The organism is Micromonospora desertarenae (assembly GCF_056150265.1).
This window is the reverse complement of record NZ_JAXCFQ010000005.1, coordinates 373657-392989: the sequence shown is the minus strand read 5'-3', so window position 1 is coordinate 392989 and position 19333 is coordinate 373657. Positions and strand designations below refer to the sequence as shown.

At 75.7% G+C, this 19333-nt stretch carries 13 protein-coding genes and 1 pseudogene; 10 read left to right on the top strand and 4 right to left on the bottom strand.

Annotation, left to right across the window (positions count from 1 at the left end; genetic code table 11):
- Window positions 1-53: 53 nt before the first annotated feature.
- The 8 genes from SM577_RS13435 to nudC all read left to right on the top strand — a co-directional run bounded on the left by SM577_RS13435 (window position 54) and on the right by nudC (window position 13285).
- Complete coding sequence (locus SM577_RS13435) at window positions 54-3572, top strand: ATP-dependent helicase (RefSeq protein ID WP_474586997.1); 3519 nt, start codon at window positions 54-56, stop codon at window positions 3570-3572.
- 35 nt (window positions 3573-3607) lie between these two features.
- Window positions 3608-6985: an ATP-dependent helicase gene (locus tag SM577_RS13430; RefSeq protein ID WP_474586996.1), complete on the top strand. Its 3378-nt coding sequence runs from the start codon at window positions 3608-3610 to the stop codon at window positions 6983-6985.
- A 204-nt stretch (window positions 6986-7189) separates the two neighbouring features.
- Complete coding sequence (locus SM577_RS13425) at window positions 7190-7393, top strand: cold-shock protein (protein WP_007072850.1); 204 nt, start codon at window positions 7190-7192, stop codon at window positions 7391-7393.
- 199 nt (window positions 7394-7592) lie between these two features.
- The gene (locus SM577_RS13420; protein WP_474586995.1) at window positions 7593-8897 is read left to right on the top strand and encodes a DEAD/DEAH box helicase; all 1305 of its coding nucleotides are present in this window, start codon (window positions 7593-7595) and stop codon (window positions 8895-8897) included.
- Window positions 8898-9078: 181 nt separating this feature from the next.
- Complete coding sequence (locus tag SM577_RS13415) at window positions 9079-9294, top strand: hypothetical protein (RefSeq protein ID WP_302919353.1); 216 nt, start codon at window positions 9079-9081, stop codon at window positions 9292-9294.
- A gap of 189 nt (window positions 9295-9483) precedes the next feature.
- Window positions 9484-10794 (top strand): M16 family metallopeptidase, encoded by a 1311-nt coding sequence (locus tag SM577_RS13410; protein ID WP_474579539.1) that lies wholly within the window; start codon window positions 9484-9486, stop codon window positions 10792-10794.
- 114 nt (window positions 10795-10908) lie between these two features.
- A complete protein-coding gene (locus tag SM577_RS13405; protein WP_474586994.1) occupies window positions 10909-12252 on the top strand; it encodes a M16 family metallopeptidase in 1344 nt (447 codons plus the stop codon).
- Between the two features lie 76 nt (window positions 12253-12328).
- Window positions 12329-13285, top strand: a complete 957-nt coding sequence (gene nudC, locus SM577_RS13400; RefSeq protein ID WP_302919350.1) for an NAD(+) diphosphatase — start codon at window positions 12329-12331, stop codon at window positions 13283-13285.
- 130 nt (window positions 13286-13415) lie between these two features.
- On the opposite strand, the gene SM577_RS13395 is transcribed toward nudC, so the two are convergent.
- From SM577_RS13395 to SM577_RS13385, 3 genes are all read right to left on the bottom strand, one after another.
- Window positions 13416-13685 carry a hypothetical protein gene (locus SM577_RS13395; RefSeq protein ID WP_474586993.1) on the bottom strand — a complete coding sequence of 90 codons (270 nt, stop codon included), beginning with the start codon at window positions 13683-13685 and terminating at the stop codon, window positions 13416-13418.
- A 216-nt stretch (window positions 13686-13901) separates the two neighbouring features.
- A complete protein-coding gene (locus SM577_RS13390; protein ID WP_302919348.1) occupies window positions 13902-14138 on the bottom strand; it encodes a DUF397 domain-containing protein in 237 nt (78 codons plus the stop codon).
- Window positions 14139-14211: 73 nt separating this feature from the next.
- Window positions 14212-15189, bottom strand: a complete 978-nt coding sequence (locus SM577_RS13385) for a helix-turn-helix domain-containing protein (protein WP_302919683.1) — start codon at window positions 15187-15189, stop codon at window positions 14212-14214.
- A gap of 45 nt (window positions 15190-15234) precedes the next feature.
- Between SM577_RS13385 and SM577_RS13380 the strand changes: the two genes are divergently transcribed.
- A complete protein-coding gene (locus SM577_RS13380; RefSeq protein WP_474579541.1) occupies window positions 15235-16719 on the top strand; it encodes an MFS transporter in 1485 nt (494 codons plus the stop codon).
- A 62-nt stretch (window positions 16720-16781) separates the two neighbouring features.
- Here SM577_RS13380 and SM577_RS13375 read toward each other — a convergent pair whose 3' ends face one another.
- On the bottom strand, window positions 16782-17024 hold the full coding sequence (locus SM577_RS13375) for a mycoredoxin (protein WP_302919346.1): 243 nt from the start codon (window positions 17022-17024) through the stop codon (window positions 16782-16784).
- Window positions 17025-17114: 90 nt separating this feature from the next.
- Between SM577_RS13375 and SM577_RS13370 the strand changes: the two are divergent.
- Window positions 17115-19278, top strand: a pseudogene (locus SM577_RS13370) (ATP-dependent DNA helicase UvrD2).
- Window positions 19279-19333 lie beyond the last annotated feature (55 nt).

Below are 19333 nucleotides of genomic sequence, written 5' to 3'. Positions count from 1 at the left end.
GACGGGTGGAGTGTCGGGGAGGGGGTGTCGTACCGGCGTGGTGGGATGGGCGGATGCAGGCGTACCGGTTGGTGCGTCGGCCGGACCGGCCGACCGAGGAGCTCGGGTCGACCGGGCGGCCGACCGAGGAGCTCGTGCCGCGGCGCGACGACCCGGTGCAGGCGGAGGTCATCGGGCACACCGACGGGCCGATGCTGGTGCTCGGCGGCCCCGGCACCGGCAAGACCAGCACCCTGGTCGAGGCGGTCGCCGCCCGGGTGGCCGAGGGCGTCGATCCGGAACGCATCCTGGTGCTCACCTTCGGCCGGCGGGGCGCCACCGACCTGCGCCACCGGATCGAGGCCCGGGTCGCCCGGGGCGGGCCCCGGGTGCTCCGCGAGCCGCTGGTGCGCACCTTCCCGGCGTACGCCTTCGGCCTGCTCCGCCGGGCCGCGGCCGAGCGGGGCGAGCCGTCGCCCCGGCTGCTCACCGGCCCGGAACAGGATCTCATCATCCGTGAGCTGCTGGACGTGGTCGGCGAGGAGCCGGACGACGACCCGGTCGGCTGGCCGGAGGACCTGCGCCCGGCGCTGCGCACCCGGGCCTTCGCCGCCCAACTGCGCGACCTGCTGATGCGGGCCGCCGAGCGCGGGGTCGGGCCGGTCGAGCTGGCCCGGCTCGGCGAGAAGCTCGGCCGGGCCGACTGGCCGGCCGCCGCCCGCTTCCTGCGCGAGTACGTCGCGGTGCTCGCGCTGCGCGACGTCAGCAACCGCGGTTCCATCGCCTACGACCCGGCCGAGCTGGTCCGGGCCGCCACCGGGATGCTGCTCGACGACGAGGAGCTGCTCGCCGCCGAGCGGCGCCGGCTGGCCCACGTCTACGTCGACGAGCTGGCCGACACCGACCCGGCCCAGCTCGACCTGCTGGCGGCGGTGGCCGGGGGCGGCAAGCCGCTGGTCGCCTTCGCCGACCCGGACTCCTCCACGTACGCCTTCCGGGGCGCCGACCCGGCCGGGGTGACCACCTTCCCGCACCGGTTCCGCACCGCCTCCGGGGCGCCCGCCGCGCAGGTGGTGCTCACCACCTCCTACCGGGCCGGGCCCCGGCTGCTGTCCGCGTCCGCCCGGCTGGCCCGGCGGTTGCGCGGCCCGGCGGCGCACCGCCGGCTGCGCCCGCTGCCCGACGCGGCGCCCGGGTCGGTCGAGGTGCACACCTTCCGCTCGGCGACCAGCGAGGCGGCCTGGCTGGCCCACGCGTTGCGGGCGGCGCACCTGCTCGACGGCGTCCCCTGGTCGGAGATGGCGGTGCTGGTGCGCTCCACCGCACGGCAGTTGCCCTCGCTGCAACGGGCGCTGCACGCCGCCGGGGTGCCGACCGTGGTGCACGGCGAGGACCTGCCGCTGCACCTGCAACCGGCGGTGGCGCCGCTGCTGCTCCTGCTGCGCTGCGCGCTGGAGCCGGAGCGGCTCGACGAGGAGGCCGCGGTCGCGCTGCTGCACTCGCCGCTGGGCGGCGCCGACCCGCTGGCCGAGCGGCGGCTGCGACAGGGGCTGCGGGCGCTCGCGCTGGCCGCCGGTGACCGCCGCCCGTCCGGTGAGCTGATCGTCGAGGCGCTGCGCGACCCGGCCGAGCTGGCCGGGATCGAGCGCCGCTGGGCGGAACCGGCGCAGACCGTGGCCGGGCTGCTCGCCGTCGCCCGGGAGGCGGCCGCCCGGCCGGGAGCGACCGCCGAGGAGGTGCTCTGGGCGGTCTGGCGGGCCAGCGGGCTGGCCGAGCTCTGGTCGTCGGCGATCGGCCGGGGCGCGGCGGCGCCCGGCGAGGGCGACGTGGCGCGGCGGCGCCGGGCCGAGGCGGCCGACCGCGACCTGGACGCGGTGATGGTCCTCTTCGACGCCGCCGCGCGATTCACCGACCGGCTGCCCGGCGCGCGGACCGAGGTCTTCCTCGACCACGTGCTCGGCCAGGACCTGCCCGCCGACACCCTGGCGCCGACCGCCGACCGGGGCGAGGCCGTCCGGCTGCTCACCGCGCACGCGGCGAAGGGGCTGGAGTGGGACCTGGTCGCGGTGGCCGGGGTGCAGGAGGGGGTCTGGCCCGACCTGCGGCTGCGCGGCAGCCTGCTCGGCTCGGAACGGCTGGTCGACGTGCTCGCCGGCCGGGCGGGCGGGGGCAGCGTGGCCACCCTGGTCGGGCAGACCTCGGCGTTGCTCGACGAGGAACGCCGGCTGTTCCACGTCGCGGTCACCCGGGCCCGGCGCCGGTTGCTGGTCAGCGCGGTGGCCTCGGCCGCCGTCGGCGGCGACGACCACGAGGAGCAGCCGAGCCGTTTCCTCTACGAGCTCGGCCCCACCGACCCGCCCACCGGCGGCGACCCGCCGGACGGGCCCCCGCCGACGCCCGACCGCGGCGGTCCGGACGACGCGCCCGCGCCGGCCGGCGACGGCGCAGGCGGTGACCCGGCCGGGCCGGGCGACAGCGGGAACGGCGCGGGGCACCCGCGGCCGGGCGGTGTGGCCGGTGCGGAGCCGGACCCCGGCCGGTCGGCCGGCGAGGCCGACGAGGGCCGGCCGGGCAGCCTGCCGGTGAGCCGGCCGCCCCGGGCGCTGACCCTGCCGGCGCTGGTGGCGGAGCTGCGGACCGCGGTCAGCGACCCGGATCTGCCGTACGCCCGCCGGCGCGCCGCCGCGGCCGAGCTGGCGAGGTTGGCCGCCGCCGGGGTGTCCGGCGCGCACCCGGACGACTGGTGGGGGCTGCGCCCGCTCTCCGACGACCGCCCGCTGGTGGACGACGGGGAACCGGTCCGGGTCACCCCGTCGGCGATGGAGAGCGCCCTGCGGTGCAGCCTGCGCTGGCTGCTGGAACGGCACGGCGGCAGCGGCCCGGCCAGCGCCGCGCAGGGGGTGGGCAACCTGGTGCACGCCGCCGCCATGCTGGCCGAGGACGCCAGCGCCGACCGGGGCGCGTTGCTCGACTACGTGGCCGCCCGGTTCGACGCGATCGAGCTGGCCGCCCGCTGGATGGCCGGGCCGGAACGGGCCCGGGCCGAGGCGATGGTGGACAAGCTGCTGCGCTGGCTGGCCGCCAACCCGCGCCGGCTGCTCGCCATCGAGCACGAGTTCGCGGTCCGCCTCGACGACCCGCAGCGTCCGGTCCAGCTCACCGGCCGGGTCGACCGGCTGGAGGTGGACGCGGACGGCCGGCTGGTGGTGGTCGACCTGAAGACCGGCAAGTCCACCGCGGTGACCGCCGCCGACCTGGCCGAGCACCCGCAGTTGGGCGCGTACCAGGCGGCGGTGGAGGCGGGGGCGTTCGCCGAGTTCGGCGACGAGCCCGGCGGGGCGGCCCTGGTGCAGCTCGGCACCGGGGCGAAGGACGCGAAGGAGCAGAGCCAGCCGCCGGCCGGGGAGGGTCCGGAGGCGGGCTGGGCGACCGCGCTGGTCCGGCGTACCGCCGATACGATGGCCGCCGCCACCTTCGCCGCGGTCGCCAACTCCAAGTGCCGGGTCTGCCCGGTGCGGACGAGCTGCCCGGTCTCCGGGCAGGGGCGCCAGGTGGTCGAACCGCCCACCGTCCGTCCCTCCGAGAACCCGTGAGCGCGAGGAGTGAGCTTGCGAGCTGAGGTGGCACCGTGACCCAGCCGACGCTCTTCGGCACCGCGACCCCGGCGCCCCGGGTGGCCGACGCCGGCCCCCGGTACACCCCGGTGGAGCTGGCGAAGCTGCTGCGGCTGCCGGCCCCGACCCGGGAGCAGGCGGCCATCATCGCCGCCCCGGTGGAGCCGCTGCTGGTGGTCGCGGGCGCCGGGTCGGGCAAGACCGAGACGATGGCGGCCCGGGTGGTCTGGCTGGTGGCCAACGCGTACGTGCGGCCGGAGCAGGTGCTCGGGCTCACCTTCACCCGCAAGGCGGCCGGCGAGCTGGCGCACCGGGTGCGTACCCGGCTGGACCAGCTGGTGCGCCGGCTCGGCCGGCAGCGGCGGGACCCGCTCGACGACCCGCTGGCCGGGGAGCCGACCGTCTCCACCTACCACTCGTACGCCGGCCGGATCGTCACCGAGCACGGCCTGCGGGCCGGCTACGAGCCGTCCACCCGGCTGCTCACCGAGGCGTCCCGCTGGCAGTTGGTCGACCTGCTGGTGCGCAACTACGACGGCGACATGTCCGAGGTGGACCGGATGCCGAGCACCATCACCGACGCGGTGCTGGCGCTCGCCGGCGAGCTGGACGAGCACCTGGTCGACCCGGACGACCTGGCCGCCTGGACCGGGCGCTTCTTCGCCGAGGTGCAGGCCCGCCCCGGCCGGGTCTACGCCGACGTGCGCAAGGCGCTCGCCCTCCAGCAGACCCGGCTGAAGCTGCTCCCGCTGGTGCGCGCGTACGCCCGGCGCAAGGAGGACTTCGAGGCGATGGACTTCGCCGACCAGCTGGCCCGGGCGGCCCGGGTGGCGCGCGACCACCCCGGCGTCGGCGAGATCGAGCGGGACCGCTTCCGGGTGGTGCTGCTCGACGAGTACCAGGACACCAGCCATGCCCAGGTGGTGCTGCTCAACGCGCTCTTCGGCGGCGGGCACCCGGTGACCGCGGTCGGTGACCCGTGCCAGTCCATCTACGGCTGGCGCGGCGCCTCCGCCGGCACCCTGGACCGCTTCCCGACCGAGTTCGCCCGTGCCGACGGCACCCCGGCCGAGGTGCTCAGCCTCACCACCAGCTGGCGCAACCGCCCGGAGATCCTCGGGGTGGCCAACGCGCTGGCCACCCCGCTGCGGGCCGCCGGCGCCCGGGTGCCGGAGCTGCACGCGGCGCTGAGCGTCAAGGACCCGGTGCCGCACCGCAGCGCCCGCGGCGCCGCCGGCGGCACCGTGCACTGCGCGCTGCTGCCGACGTACGCCGACGAGGCGGAGTGGATCGCCGACAGCGTGCTCAACGCGTGGCGCGGCGCGGCCGGCGCAGCCGGCGCGCTGCCCGAGCACATCCCGGTGCCGCTGCGCCCGACGACGGCGGTGCTGGTCCGGCTGCGCAGCCAGATCCCGGCGATCGAATCGGCGCTGCGCGCCCGTGGCCTGCCGGTCGAGGTGGTCGGGCTCGGTGGCCTGCTGGACACCCCCGAGGTGCGGGACGTGGTCTGCACCCTGCGGGTGCTGGCCGATCCGACCGACGGGGCGGCCCTGCTGCGGCTGCTCACCGGGGCCCGCTGGCGGATCGGGCCGCGGGACCTGGTGGCGCTGCACCGCCGGGCGCGGGCCATCGCCGCGGCCCGCCGGCAACTGGCCGACGACGGTACGCCGGAGATCACCCCGGACGCGCTGGACGAGGCGACCCTGGTCGAGGCGCTGGCCGACCTCGGCCCGGCGCAGGCGTACTCGGCCGAGGGCTACGCGCGGCTGCGCGCGTACGCCCGGGAGCTGGGCCTGCTCCGCTACCGGATGGACCAGTCGCTGCCGGACCTGATCGCGGACATCGAACGGACCATCGGCCTGGACGTGGAGGTCGCGGTCCGGGCCGGCCGGGACGGCGCCGGCGACGCCGGGCTGGCCCGGGGGCACCTGGACGCGCTCGGCGACGTCGCCGCCCGGTTCAGCGGGGAGACCCCGGGCGCCACGTTGTCGGCCTTCCTCGCCTACCTGGCCGCCGCCGAGGACGAGGAGCGCGGCCTCACCCCGGGCGAGGTGGAGGTGGTCGAGGGGGCGGTGCAGATCCTCACCGCGCACGCCGCCAAGGGGCTGGAGTGGGACGTGGTGGCGGTGGCCGGGCTGTGCCGGGGGGTGTGGCCGGGGCCGGTGCGCAACTCCGACCACTGGCTCGGCGGGCTCGGCGTGCTCCCCTTCCCGCTGCGCGGCGACGCCGACGGGCTGCCCGAGCTGGGCCTGGCCGGGGCCGAGGACCAGCGCGGGGTGGCCCGGGCGCTGGAGGACTTCACCGACGCCTGGCGGGCCCACGACGAGCGGGAGGAACGGCGGTTGGCGTACGTGGCGGTCACCCGGCCGCGCCGGCTGCTGCTCTGCTCCGGCTACTGGTGGGGGGAGGGCACCAAGCGGCCGCGCGGCCCGTCGGTGCTGCTCCGCGAGGTGCACGACGCCTGCCTGGACGGCGGCGCGGGGCACCTGGTCGACGAGTGGGCGCCGGAACCCCCGCCGGACGCGACCAACCCGACCGCCGAGGTGGTGCTGCGGGCCGAGTGGCCGGCCGACCCGCTGGGCGCCCGCCGGCCGGCGCTGGCCGAGGCGGCGGCGCTGGTCCGCCGGTTCCTCGCCGACGGCGACGGCGACCCGGCCGACGGCGATCCGCTGGCCGACGACCCGGAGGTGGCGCGCTGGCGGCGGGAGGCCGACCTGCTGCTCGCCGAGCGGGCCGAGCTGACCCGGCAGGCCGGCGCGGTCGAGGTGGCGCTGCCCGGGCACCTCTCGGTGACCCAGCTGGTGGCGTTGCGCCGGGATCCGGCCGGGCTGGCCCGGACGCTGCGCCGCCCACTGCCCAGCGAGCCCAACCCGTACGCCCGCCGGGGCACGGCGTTCCACGCCTGGCTGGAGCAGCGGTTCGGGGCCGACCGGCTGCTCGACGTGGACGAGCTGCCCGGCGCGGCGGACGCGGACGCGGCGCCCGACGAGGCGCTCGCCGAACTCCAGGAGCGCTTCCTGGCCAGCGAGTGGGCCGACCGGGTGCCGGTCGAGGTGGAGGTGCCGTTCGCCACGGTGATCGCCGGGGTGGTGGTGCGGGGCCGGATGGACGCCGTGTTCGCCCGTCCGGGCGGGCGGTTCGACGTGGTCGACTGGAAGACCGGCGGCCAGCCCACCGGGGCCGCCGCCGAGGTCGCCGCGGTGCAGCTCGCGGTCTACCGGCTGGCCTGGGCGGAGCTGGCCGGGGTACCGGTGGAGCGGGTCGGCGCGGCGTTCCACTACGTCCGCGACGGGGTGACCGTACGCCCGGCGGACCTGCTCGACGCCGAGGGGCTGACCGCGCTGATCGCCGCCGTGCCGGAAGTTCCGCAAGACAGCGCGCGCCAACCGTGATAGGTTCGGTGAGTTGCAGTTTTGGTTACCAGAGACTCTGTGTGCGCCTGGCGGATTGTGGCCCCAGGCGCTCTTTGTTGTGTCCGGAGTTCTCCGGGCGGGGCGACCAGCAGCGACAGGCGAGCCACGCACTCCGCGTGGACCGCTCCTTTCGAGCCCGCAACAGGTGCGGGTTCGACGTTCCGTCAAGGAGACGAGACAAGCATGGCTATTGGCACCGTCAAGTGGTTCAACGCTGACAAGGGCTTCGGTTTCATCACCCCGGACGGCGGCGGCGCCGACGTCTTCGCCCACTTCTCGGCGATCCAGTCCTCCGGCTACCGGAGCCTGGACGAGAACCAGCGGGTCGAGTTCGAGATCACCCAGGGCCAGAAGGGCCCGCAGGCGGAGAACATCCGCCCGCTCTGATCTGCGGCGACACCCGTAGTTCGTGACATCCACCGCGCCCTCCGGGCGCGGTGACGGTGGCCGGCCCGCCCCACTGCGCGGCGGGCCGGCCCCGTACCCCCTCGGTTCGTGCTTGTGACCACCGCGGCCTGCCGCCGCCGGTGACAGCGCCGCCTCCGGCGCCTTCCTCGACACGTGCCGCCTCGAGGAAGGCCTCCTTTTGACCACCGTCGTACCCTCCTTCGCCGGCACCGGCCTGGCGCCGGCTCTGCTCGCCACGCTGACCGCGCAGGGCATCACCGAACCGTTCCCGATCCAGGCGGCCACCCTGCCCGACTCGCTCGCCGGCCGGGACGTGCTCGGCCGGGGCCGTACCGGCTCCGGCAAGACCCTCGCCTTCGGGCTCCCGCTGCTGCACCGCACCGCCGGCCACCGGGCCCGGCCGGGCCGCCCGCTGGCGCTGGTGCTGGTGCCGACCCGGGAACTGGCCCAGCAGGTCACCACCGCCCTGGCCCCGTACGCCCGCGCCGTCGGGCTGCGCTGCGCCACCGTGGTCGGCGGCCTGTCGCTGGGGCGCCAGGCGGACGCGCTGCGTGCCGGCGCCGAGCTGGTCGTGGCCACCCCCGGCCGGCTGCACGACCTGATCAACCGTGGTGACGTCCGGCTCGACCAGGTCGCCACCACCGTGCTCGACGAGGCCGACCAGATGGCCGACATGGGCTTCCTGCCGCAGGTCACCAAGCTGCTGGAGCAGGTCGCCCCGGACGGGCAGCGGATGCTCTTCTCCGCCACCCTGGACGGTGGCGTGGACCGCCTGGTCCGCCGCTTCCTCAGCGAGCCGGTCACCCACTCGGTCGACCCGGGCACCGCCACGGTGACCGCGATGACCCACCACCTGCTGCACGTCGACGCGGTGGACAAGCCGGCCACGCTCACCCAGATCGCCGCCCGCGAGGGCCGCACCATCCTCTTCATGGGCACCAAGCACCGCGCCGACCGGCTGGCCCGGCAGTTGCTGGCCAAGGGGGTCCGCGCCGCGGCGCTGCACGGCGGCAAGTCGCAGCCGCAGCGCACCCGGATCCTGGAGCAGTTCCGCACCGGGCAGGTGACCGCGCTGGTCGCCACCGACGTCGCGGCCCGCGGCATCCACGTCGACGGGCTGGACCTGGTGGTCAACGTGGACCCGCCGACCGAGGCGAAGGACTACCTGCACCGGGGTGGGCGTACCGCCCGGGCCGGCGAGTCCGGCACCGTGGTCACGCTGGTCCTGCCGGAGCAGCGCCGGGACGTGTCGCGCCTGATGGCGGCCGCCGGCATCCGGCCCCACTCGGCGCAGGTCCGCCCCGGCGACGCGTCGCTGGTCCGGGCGACCGGTGCCCGCGAGCCGTCCGGCGTGCCGGTGACCATCGCCGCCCCGCCGGCCCCGGCCGCCCGCGCCACCGGCGCCGCCCCGGGCACGGCCGGTCGCACTCCGCACCGCGCCTCCGGCCGACCGCGCCGCCCGCGCCGCCCCCGCGCCTCCTGACGCCGGCCGCCGCTTCGGTCACCGTCACCCCGGTCGGCGTCGGCCCGGCGCCGGTCACCCTGCTGAGTCGGCAATCAGCGCCGACCGGGTCGGGTGGCCGACTGTGCCGGTCCGGTCCGTGGTCGAGGCTGACGGCGGGGGGAACGGCCGGGCGGATCGGCTCGACACGGGAGGGGTGACCATGGCGGGCGAGACCGGCTCGACGGCACTACGCGAGTTGCTGTTCGTGGTCGCGGTCGCCGCCGCCGGGCTGCTGCTCGCCATGGTCGCGGTCTTCACGCCCTGGCACGCCACGCCGGGCGGGGCCGCCCCGGCCGCCCCGGTGGAGCTGCACAGTCCCGCCGGTGTGGTGGACGAGCCCGGCCCGGCCGGGCGGACGGACCCGACCGCCGGCTGAGCCGCGGTCGTCGTACCCCGGCCGGACCGGAGCCCGCGGAGGGGCGGGCCCGGTCGCGCGGCGCGGGGTGCGAGGTGTGGTCGGGCCGGCGGGGCACCGGCCCGGCCACGCCGACCGGCGCCACCGCCGTCCGGTCCCGGTCGGCGGAGGTCGCCGGCACGGGGGTGCCGACGCGTTAGAGTCGATCACGTGCCGACGCGGAGAGCGAGAATCCCAGTCACCAAGTACCCGGCCGAGCGGTTCACCCTCGACAACGGCCTGCGGGTGGTGCTGACCCCAGACCGCAGCGCACCGGTGATCGGGGTGGCGGTCGTCTACGACGTCGGCATCCGCTCCGAGCCGGAGGGCCGCACCGGCTTCGCCCACCTCTTCGAGCACCTGATGTTCCAGGGCTCGGAGAACCTGGAGAAGCTGGCCCACTTCCGGCACGTGCAGGGTGCCGGCGGCACCTTCAACGGCTCCACCCACCTGGACTACACCGACTACTTCGAGACCCTGCCGAGCAACGCCCTGGAGCGGGCGCTCTTCCTGGAGGCCGACCGGATGCGCGGCCCCCGGCTGACCGAGGAGAACCTGCGCAACCAGGTCGACGTGGTCAAGGAGGAGATCCGGGTCAACGTGCTCAACCGCCCGTACGGCGGGTTCCCCTGGCTGACCCTGCCACCGGTCATGTTCGACACGTTCCCGAACGCGCACGACGGCTACGGCTCCTTCGTCGACCTGGAGTCGGCCACCGTCGCCGACGCCGCCGACTTCTTCCGCCGCTACTACGCCAGCGGCAACGCGGTGCTCGCGGTGAGCGGCGACATCGACGTGGCCGAGGCGACCGAGCTGATCGGCCGGCACTTCGGGGACGTGCCGGCCCGGCCCGCGCCGGAGCGACCGGACTTCACCGAGCCGGACCTGACCGTCGAGCGGCGCACCGCGTACACCGACAAGCTGGCCCCGCTGCCGGCGGTGGCCTCGGCCTGGCGGGTGCCCGACCCGGTCGTCGACTTCGCCGGCTACCTGCCCTTCGTGGTGCTCGCCGAGGTGCTCACCGACGGCGACGCGTCCCGGCTGGTCGAGCGGCTGGTGCTGCGGGACCGGACGGTCACCAGCGTCGGTGGCTACCTCGGCTTCATGGGCGACCCGTTCGACGTGCGGGACCCGACGGCACTGCTGCTCCAGGCGCACCTGCCGCCGGGCGGCGACGTGGACAAGGTGCTGCGCACCGTGGACGAGGAGCTGGACCGGCTGGCCACCGACGGCCTGACCGACGGGGAACTGGGCCGCACCCAGGCCAGGATGGCGACCCACCTGCTGCGTGACACCGACGCGGTGCTCACCCGGGCGCTGCGGATGGCCGTACTGGAGCAGCAGCGCGGTGAGCCGGGTCTGCTCAACGAGCTGCCCCGGCTGGTCGGCGAGGTCACCGAGGAGCAGGTCCGGGCCGCCGCCGCCACCCTGCGGGCGGAGCGCCGGGCATCCGTCGAGGTCATCCCGGGAGGTGCCCGGTGAGCGCGAGGAGTGAGCCGGTTTTGCGAGCCCCGCAGTCGCGAACGAAGGTGGCGCTGTGAGCGCGAGGAGTGAGCCGGTTTTGCGAGCCCCGCAGTCGCGAACGGAGGAGGCGCAGTGACGGCGACCGTCCCCACCGGGCCGCGGGCGCTGCCGCCGCTCGGTCCGAACCGCAAGCTGAAACTGCCCCGGCAGGCGGAGCGGACGCTCGGCAACGGCCTCACCGTGATCGCGGTACGCCGGTCCGCGGTGCCCCTGGTCGAGCTGCGGCTCTGGATGCCGTTCGGCCGCGCCCACCTGGCTCGCGGCGCGATGCTCGCGCAGACCCTGCTCTCCGGTACGGAGACGATGTCCAGCGTGCAGCTCGCCGCCGAGTTGCAGAAGGTCGGCGGCGGGCTGTCCGCCGGCATCGACCCGGACCGGCTGATGCTCTCCGGCGCCAGCCTGGTCACCGGCCTGGACCGGATGCTGGAGCTGCTCGCCGAGGTGCTGACCGGGGCGAGCTACCCGACCGGCGAGGTCGCCACCGAGCGCGACCGGCTGGTCGACCGGATCCAGGTGGCGCAGAGCCAGCCGGCGCACCTGGCCCGCACGGCGCTGCTCAAGCGGATCTACGGCCGGCACCCGTACGCGGTGCAGACGCCGGAGCCGGAGCAGGTCCGGGCGGTCCGGCCGGGCGCGCTGCGGAGCCTGCACGCCCAGCGGGTGCACCCGGCCGACGCGGTGCTGGTGCTGGTCGGCGACGTGCAGCCGGAGCGGGCCCTGGACGCGGCCGAGAAGGCGCTGTCCGGGTGGAACGGGGCCGGCCACACCGCCGATCTGCCGCCCGCTCCACCGCTGGAGCCGGGTCCGCTGCTGCTGGTCGACCGGCCCGGCTCGGTGCAGTCGTCGCTGCGGGTGGCGTTGCCGGCGGTGCCGCGCACCCACCCCGACCACGCCGCGCTGCAACTGGCCAACCTGGTCTTCGGCGGCTACTTCTCGTCCCGCTGGGTGGAGAACATCCGCGAGGACAAGGGCTACACCTACGGGCCGCACTCGCTGGTCGAGCACTCGGTGGCCGGTTCCGTGCTGGTCGCCGCCGCCGAGGTGGCCACCGAGGTGACCGGGCCGGCGCTGCTGGAGACGACGTACGAGCTGGGCCGGCTGGCCGCGCTGCCGCCCAAGCCGGACGAGCTGGAGCAGGCCCGCCGGTACGCCCTCGGCACGCTCCAGCTCGGTATGGCCACCCAGGCCGGACTGGCCTCGCTGACCAGCGCGTACGCCGGCAACGGGCTGCGCCTGGAGTTCCTCGCCGAGCACGCCGCCCGGCTGGCGAAGGCGACCGTCGACGACGTGGCCGAGGCGGCGGCCCGCTACCTCGCCCCGGCCCGCGCGGTCACCGTGGTGCTCGGCGACGCCGAGCGGGTCGCGCCGGCGCTGGCCGCGCTCACCCCGGTCGAGGTCCAGCCGGTGGAGGCATGAGCGAGCGCAGCGAGCGAATCATCGAACTCGGTGCGTTGGGGCCTCGTGGCGGCACGGAGCGCAGCGGAGTGCCGGCATGAGCGGAGAGGCCGCCCCACCGCTGGCCCGCTCCACGCTGGACCGGGCGGCGCACCGGCGTACCGACCCGGACTGGCTGGCGCAGGCGTGGCAGCAGGCCCGGGTGCTGGTGCTCGACTCGACGAACGAGGGCCGGGCGCTGGTCCGTGCCGACGTGACCCCGCCGGTGCTGGTGCTGCTCGGCCCGGACGACGTGCCGCCGAGCGCCGGCGCCCCGCCGATGTTCCTCGGCGTCGAGCCGGACGGGGTGCCGGTCTTCGCGGTGGACGCCCCGCTGCCGGCCGTGCCGGGCGCCCGCGCGGCGCACCTGCGCGAGGTGGGGCACCTGCTCGGTGACCGGGACGCCGGGTTGTTCACCACCGCCCTCGCGCTGGTCAACTGGCACCTTCGGCACCGCTACTCGTCGGCCAGCGGCCAGCTCACCGAGGTGGACGAGGCGGGCTGGTCCCGGATCGACCCGGCCGGCGACCGGATCTGGCCGCGTACCGATCCGGCGATGATCGTGCTGGTGCACGACGGGGAGCCCGGCCCGGACGGCCGGTGCCTGCTGGGCAACAACGCCACCTGGCCGGGCGTGCCGGGCGAGCGGCGGTTCTCCTGTCTGGCCGGCTACGTCGAGCCGGGGGAGTCGGCCGAGGCGGCGGTGCTGCGCGAGGTGCACGAGGAGGTCGGCGTCCCGGTCGAGGGCATCGCGTACGTGGGCAGCCAGGCGTGGCCGTTCCCCGGCTCGCTGATGCTCGGCTTCCTCGCCACCGCCGACCCGGAGCACCCGGTCCGGCTCGACCCGGCGGAGATCGCGTATGCCCGGTGGTTCACCCGGCGGGAGATCGGTGCGGCGCTGGCCGGACGGACCGTGGACGTGGGCGGCGCCCGGCTGGTGCTGCCGCCGCCGTCGTCGATCGCGCTCTTCCTGATCCACCGGTGGCTGGACGGCTGGGTGGACGGCGACCGCTGACCGGGTGTCCGTGCGGTCCCGGCTCGTGGCCGCCGTTGCCGCGACGGTCACGAGCCGGGAACACGGGCCGCCGTGGTCGGCGGGGCAAGGAACACGGCGGGGGAGCCGGTCCGACCACGACGGACGTCGGTCAGCCGCCGGGGCCGGGCGGCCGGTGCGGCCGGGCCGGCGCGTCGAGCGGCAGCACCTTCACCCGTTGCTTGCCGGCGCGTACCGCGCCGACCGTCGACAGTGCCCGGGCCAGCAGCAAGGCGGCGTCCCGATCCTCGGCGTGGACGATCTGGCGGCGCGGCTCGGGCGTGGTGGTCTCGTCCCGCAGTCGGATCCCGCCGGCCCAGGCGGCGGCGATGTCCACGGCGGCGGCGGCGCGGATGTCGGTGCGAACGATCAGGAACCGCATGTCGGTCTCCGGATGTACCGCGACGGATGGGAACGGGTGGAAGTTCCACGTCACTCTGGGGGCCATGTTACGCCGCGTGGTCGAGTCAGCAACCCAAACGCGACGATCGACCCGCAGCCTCATCCGATCAGCCGATGACAGGTTGGCGCGGTCGGGCCATCGAACAGGCGACGGGGCCGCCGGCGCGTTGCCGACGGCCCCGTCCCGTTCACCGGATCAGTCCAGATCGAACTGTCCGTTCTTGGTGCCGGCGAGGAAGCCCAGCCAGCCGGCCCGGTCGAACAGCAGCACCGGGCCGCGGCGGTCCTTGCTGTCCCGCAGGGCGACCGCGGCCGGGCCGGTCCGCAGCGGGGCGACCTCGACGCAGTTGGAGGTCTGGCTGCGCGTGCTGGTACGCCACGGGGCGTCCGCCAGCTGCGCGAGGACGGACGGCGTGTTGCGGAATTCGTTCATCGTGCCACTCCTGAAATGAACCGTTGCGATGGCTCGAGTGGCGCTGCACGTCCCGACCTGGGTCCCCCGTGGATCACCGTTCGGTCAGGCGCCCGGAATGCCGGCGACGCTGGACCGGCGCCGTTGCCGGTCCGAGCGCCACTGTGGACGGGGCCGCCGTCTCGGTCAGCCGCCCCGACGCCTCGATCAGCCAGGAGAGGGTGTCCGATGCGGAGAGCGCCGCCGTGCATAACCACTCGAACACCACTTTATAGCGATTTAGGGTGTTTACCTCGGTGGACATGACGTCGGTGAACCCGCCCTCGATGGCGAGGGTCTCCGGATCCAGCGGATCGGCGAACCGGTAGAGGGAGAAAGCGGTCGGCGGGAGGTACCACTCGCCGATCGGCGTGTCCCGCGGCAGCACGTGCAGTGTGACGTTCGGCAGCATGGCCAGCTCGCAGAGCTGGATCACCTGCTCGCGCAGCACCTCCGGCGGCCCGGCCCGGCGGCCCAGCGCCGCCTCCTCCAGCACCGCCGTGTAGCGGGGCGCGTCGGTGCCGCGGGTGAGCAGCTTCTGCCGGGCCAACCGGGCCTGCACCTGCGTCTCGGTGTCCTCGGCGTCCGGGTCGCCGGCGTCCTCGCCGACCTGCCGGGCCGAGGCGATCCGCACCCGCGCGTAGCCCGGGGTCTGCAACAGCCCGGGCACCAGCACGGGGTTGTACTCGGAGATCTCCGCGCAGCCCGCCTCCAGTTCGGCGAAGCCGCGCTGCTGCGGGGTCATCGCCGGGAACGACCGCAGCCAGCCGCGCATGTCGCCGGCCTCCTGGGTGATGCCCAGCAACTCCTCGCCCAGCGCCTCGTCCGCGCCGTAGAGGTCGAGCAGGTCGCGCACGTCCTGCGGGTCGGGCCGGCTGCGCCCGTTCTCCAGCCGCGACAGCTTCGACGCGGAGGCCCAGCCGATCCGCTCGATGACCTGGTCTCCGGTGAGACCGGCGGCCTCGCGCAGCCGGCGCAACTCGGTGCCCAGCCTGCGGCGGCGCAGGATCGGGCTCGGTGAGGCAGGAGGCACGGCGTCCTCTTTCCCGTCGACCGTCACGGACGCGACGGTAACTGTATGACATTCGCCCCCCACGGTCAGTATGGACGGCGCGACCGGCGTCGGTGGTTCCCGGCGAGGGCGTGTCTTGCAGAAAAGAGGACCGTGGAGGGGTGCGGCCGGTCGGTGACCCGCCGCCGGGCCCGACCACCGCCGCCCCGACCGCGTCTCCGGGCGCGGGCCATCCCGCCGGAGGGACCCATGCGCACCGTCCTGCGCCGACCGGACTTCCGCCTGCTCTTCACCGGCCTGTTGGCCAGCATGGCGGCGGAGTCGATCCTGCTGCTGGCGCTCGCGGTCTGGGTGAAGGACCTGACCGGGTCGGACGGCCTGGCCGGCGCGACCATCTTCGCCGTCATCGCGCCGATGACCCTGGCGCCGCTGGTCGGCTGGTTCGTCGACCGGCTTCCCCGCCGGCCGTTCTTCGTGGCTGCCAACCTGGCCACGGCGGCACTGCTCACCCCGCTGTTCGCGGTCCGGGACCGGGCCGACGTGTGGATCGTCTACGCGGTCGCGGCGCTGTACGGCCTGTCGTACATCACGCTCAGCGCGGTGCTCAGCGGGCTGATCCGGCAACTGGTCCCGGCCGAACTGCTGGCCGAGGCGAACGGCGTGCTGCAGACCGTCCGGCAGGGGCTACGGCTGATCGGCCCGCTGGCGGGCGCCGGGCTCTACGCCGCCGTGGGCGGGTGGCTGCTGGCCGCGCTGGCGATGGGCGGCTTCGCAGTGGCGGCCGCCGTGGTCGGGGTGCTGCGGGTGCCCGAGGGCCCGGCGGCGACCGCGGAGCTGCGCTGGCCTGCCGAACTCGGGGCGGGGCTGCGGCACCTGGCCGGCGAGCCGGCGCTGCGCCGGGCGCTGTTCGGCTACGGGCTGGGCTCGCTGGTGATGGGCGTCAGCGAGTCACTGATCTTCGCGTACGTCGACCGGGGGCTGGGCCGGGACGCCGCGTTCGTCGGCGTGCTGGTCACCGTGCAGGGGGTCGGCGGGTTGCTCGGCGGACTGCTCTCGGCGGGCGTGGTACGCCGGGCCGGCGAGGTCGGCACGCTCGCCGCCGGGGTCGCCTTCTTCGGGCCGGCGGCGCTGGCGCTGGCGTACCCGAGCCTGTGGCTGGGCTTCGCGGCGGTGCTGCTGGCCGGGGTCTCGCTGCCGCTGACCATGGTCGGGCTGCACACGCTGATCCAGCGGCGCACCCCGGCGGGGCTGATCGGCCGGGTGGCCGCGGCGGCCGAGGCGGTGGTCAGCGGCCCCCAGGCGCTCTCCATCGGGGCCGGCGCCCTGCTCGTCGGCGTGCTGGACTACCGGCTGCTCTTCACGCTGATCGGCCTGGTCACCCTGCTGGCCGGCGGCTACCTCTGGCACCACCGCACCCTCACCCCACCCCCCGCACCCGCCCACCGTCCCCCCGCACCCGTCCCGGCCCCCCGCCGTCCCGTTGATCATCGGTTCGTCGGCGCGACACGCCGGCGACGGGAGCGGCAGTTTCATGATCAACGCGGGCGATGAGGGGCGGAGACGCGGCGGAGCGGCCGCCCGGGTGGGCGGCCGCTCCGGCGGGGTGCTGCGGGTCAGCCGGCGAGGCTGGCCAGGCGCTGCTTGACCTGGGTGATGGAGGGGTTGGTGAGGGCGCTGCCGTCGGCGAAGCGCAGCGTCGGGACGGTCTGGTTGCCGCCGTTGACGCTCATCACGAACTCCGCGGCCTTCGGGTCCTGCTCGATGTCGACCACCTCGTATCCGATGCCCTCCCGGTCGAGCTGCGACTTCAGCCGGTGGCAGTAGCCGCACCAGGGGGTGGAATACATCGTCAGCATGGTCAGATCCTCCAACAGTCGGCCACGGCTTGCCGATCAAGCCCGGGCTAACCGCTGTAACGTCCGGGCCGGCTGCGAGAATTCCGGGCTGTGGGGGTTCACTCAGCGACCGAACGGGTGCTCGCCGGACTGGATCCGGAGCAGCGGTCCGCGGTGACCGCCCCGGCCGGCCCGGTCTGCATCCTGGCCGGCGCCGGCACCGGCAAGACGCGGGCCGTCACCTCCCGGATCGCCTACCGGGCCCTCTCCGGCGAGATCCCGGCCCGGCACGTGCTGGCGGTCACCTTCACCGCCCGGGCCGCCGCCGAGATGCGCGCCCGGCTCACCGCGCTCGGGGTGGGCGGCGTCCAGGCGCGCACCTTCCACGCGGCAGCGCTGCGCCAGGTCCGCTACTTCGCGCCCCGGCTGCTGGAGGGCCGGGCCATGCCCGAACTGCTGGACAGCAAGGTCCGGCTGGTCACCCTCGCCGCCGCCAAGGTGGGCCTGCGCACCGACCGGGCGGCCGCGCGGGACCTCGCCGGTGAGATCGAGTGGGCCAAGTCGTCCCTGGTCGAGCCCGCCGAGTACGTGGTGGCGGCGGCCAAGGCGCTGCGCGACACCCCGCACGAGCCGGCGAAGGTGGCCGACGTGTTCGCCGCGTACGAACGGCTGAAGCGGGCCAACGGGGTGATCGACTTCGAGGACATGCTGCGTGCCGCGGTGTGGGGGATCGAGGAGCACGCCGACGTCGCCGAGCAGGTCCGCGGCCAGTACCGGCACTTCGTGGTCGACGAGTACCAGGACGTCAACCCGCTCCAGCAGCGGTTGTTGGAGGCCTGGCTGGGTGGCCGCGACGACCTGACAGTGGTCGGCGACGCCAGCCAGACCATCTACTCCTTCACCGGGGCCACCTCCGGCTACCTGGTCGACTTCCCCCGCCGCTACCGGGGCGCCACGGTGGTCCGGCTGGTCCGCGACTACCGCTCCACCCCGCAGGTGGTCGGGCTGGCCAACGCGGTGATCTCGCAGGCGCGCGGCGCCGAGGCGCGGCTGCGGCTGGAACTGGTCGGGCAGCGCCCACCCGGCCCGGAACCGGAGCTGCGGATCTTCACCGACGAGCCGGCCGAGGCCGCCGCGGTGGCCGCCCGCTGCCGGGCGCTGGTCGACGCCGGCACCCCGGCCCGCGAGATCGCCGTGCTGTTCCGCACCAACGCGCAGTCCGAGGCGTACGAGAAGGCGCTGACCGAGGCGAGCGTGCCGTACCAGGTGCAGGGGGCGGAGCGGTTCTTCGAGCGGGTCGAGGTGCGGCAGGCGATGGTGGCGCTGCGGGCGGCCACCCGCTCGATCCCGGGGGAGACGCCGCTGCCCGCCGCCGTGGTCGAGGCGCTCGGCGCGGTCGGCTGGGCGCCCGAGGCCGCCCCGGCCGGCGGCGCCGCCCGGGAGCGGTGGGAGGCGCTCGCCGCGATCGTCCAGCTCGCCGAGGAGTACGCGGCCACCCCCGAGGTGTTGCCGATCGGCCCGGCCGCCGCGGTGGAGCGCCCGGTCACCCTGGCCGACTTCAACGACGAGCTGGCCCGGCGAGCCACCGCCCAGCACGTGCCGACCGTGGACGGGGTGACGCTGGCCTCCCTGCACTCGGCCAAGGGGCTGGAGTGGGACGCGGTCTTCCTGGTCGGGCTCTCCGAGGGCACCCTGCCCACCACGTACGCCAAGACCGTCGAGCAGGTCGAGGAGGAGCGCCGGCTGCTCTACGTCGGCATCACCCGGGCCCGGGAGTGGCTCTGGCTGTCGTACGCCACGGCCCGCTCGCCGGGCGGGCGGGCCCGGCGGCCGACCCGGTTCCTGCCCCAGCTGGACCGCTCCGCAGGTGGCGCCGAGCGGGCCGGCGCCGGCCCGGCCCGGCGTACGGAGCGGCGCCGGACCCAGATCGTCTCCTGCCGGATCTGCGGCGCCACCCTGCTCGCCGGCCCGGACCGCAAGCTCGGCCGCTGCGCCACCTGCCCGTCCGACATCGACGAGGAGCTGCACGCTCGGCTGCACGAGTGGCGGTCGCGGGTGGCCGGCGCGCAGAAGGTCCCGGCGTACGTGGTCTTCACCGACGCCACCCTGACCGCGCTGGCCGAACGCCGGCCGGGCCGTCCCGAGGAACTCATCGCGATCGCCGGGATCGGCCCGCGCAAACTGGGCCTCTACGGGGAGTCGGTGCTGGCGCTGGTGGGCGGCGCGACGGTCGACGACGTTCTGCCCGAAGAAAACTTTTGAAATCTGGCCGTAAATCGTTTGCCCTCGCCGGGGGCCGAGGAATAGCCTCATGGCACACCTCGCGAGCG

Excerpts from the sequence above, each read along its gene's own strand:
- SM577_RS13435 (WP_474586997.1), top strand. The coding sequence starts at position 54 with ATGCAGGCGTACCGGTTGGTGCGTCGGCCGGACCGGCCGACCGAGGAG.
- SM577_RS13425 (WP_007072850.1), top strand. The coding sequence starts at position 7,190 with ATGGCTATTGGCACCGTCAAGTGGTTCAACGCTGACAAGGGCTTCGGT.
- SM577_RS13415 (WP_302919353.1), top strand. The coding sequence starts at position 9,079 with ATGGCGGGCGAGACCGGCTCGACGGCACTACGCGAGTTGCTGTTCGTG.
- nudC (WP_302919350.1), top strand. The coding sequence starts at position 12,329 with ATGAGCGGAGAGGCCGCCCCACCGCTGGCCCGCTCCACGCTGGACCGG.
- SM577_RS13395 (WP_474586993.1), bottom strand. The coding sequence starts at position 13,685 with ATGCGGTTCCTGATCGTTCGCACCGACATCCGCGCCGCCGCCGCCGTG.
- SM577_RS13390 (WP_302919348.1), bottom strand. The coding sequence starts at position 14,138 with ATGAACGAATTCCGCAACACGCCGTCCGTCCTCGCGCAGCTGGCGGAC.
- SM577_RS13380 (WP_474579541.1), top strand. The coding sequence starts at position 15,235 with ATGACATTCGCCCCCCACGGTCAGTATGGACGGCGCGACCGGCGTCGG.
- SM577_RS13375 (WP_302919346.1), bottom strand. The coding sequence starts at position 17,024 with ATGCTGACGATGTATTCCACCCCCTGGTGCGGCTACTGCCACCGGCTG.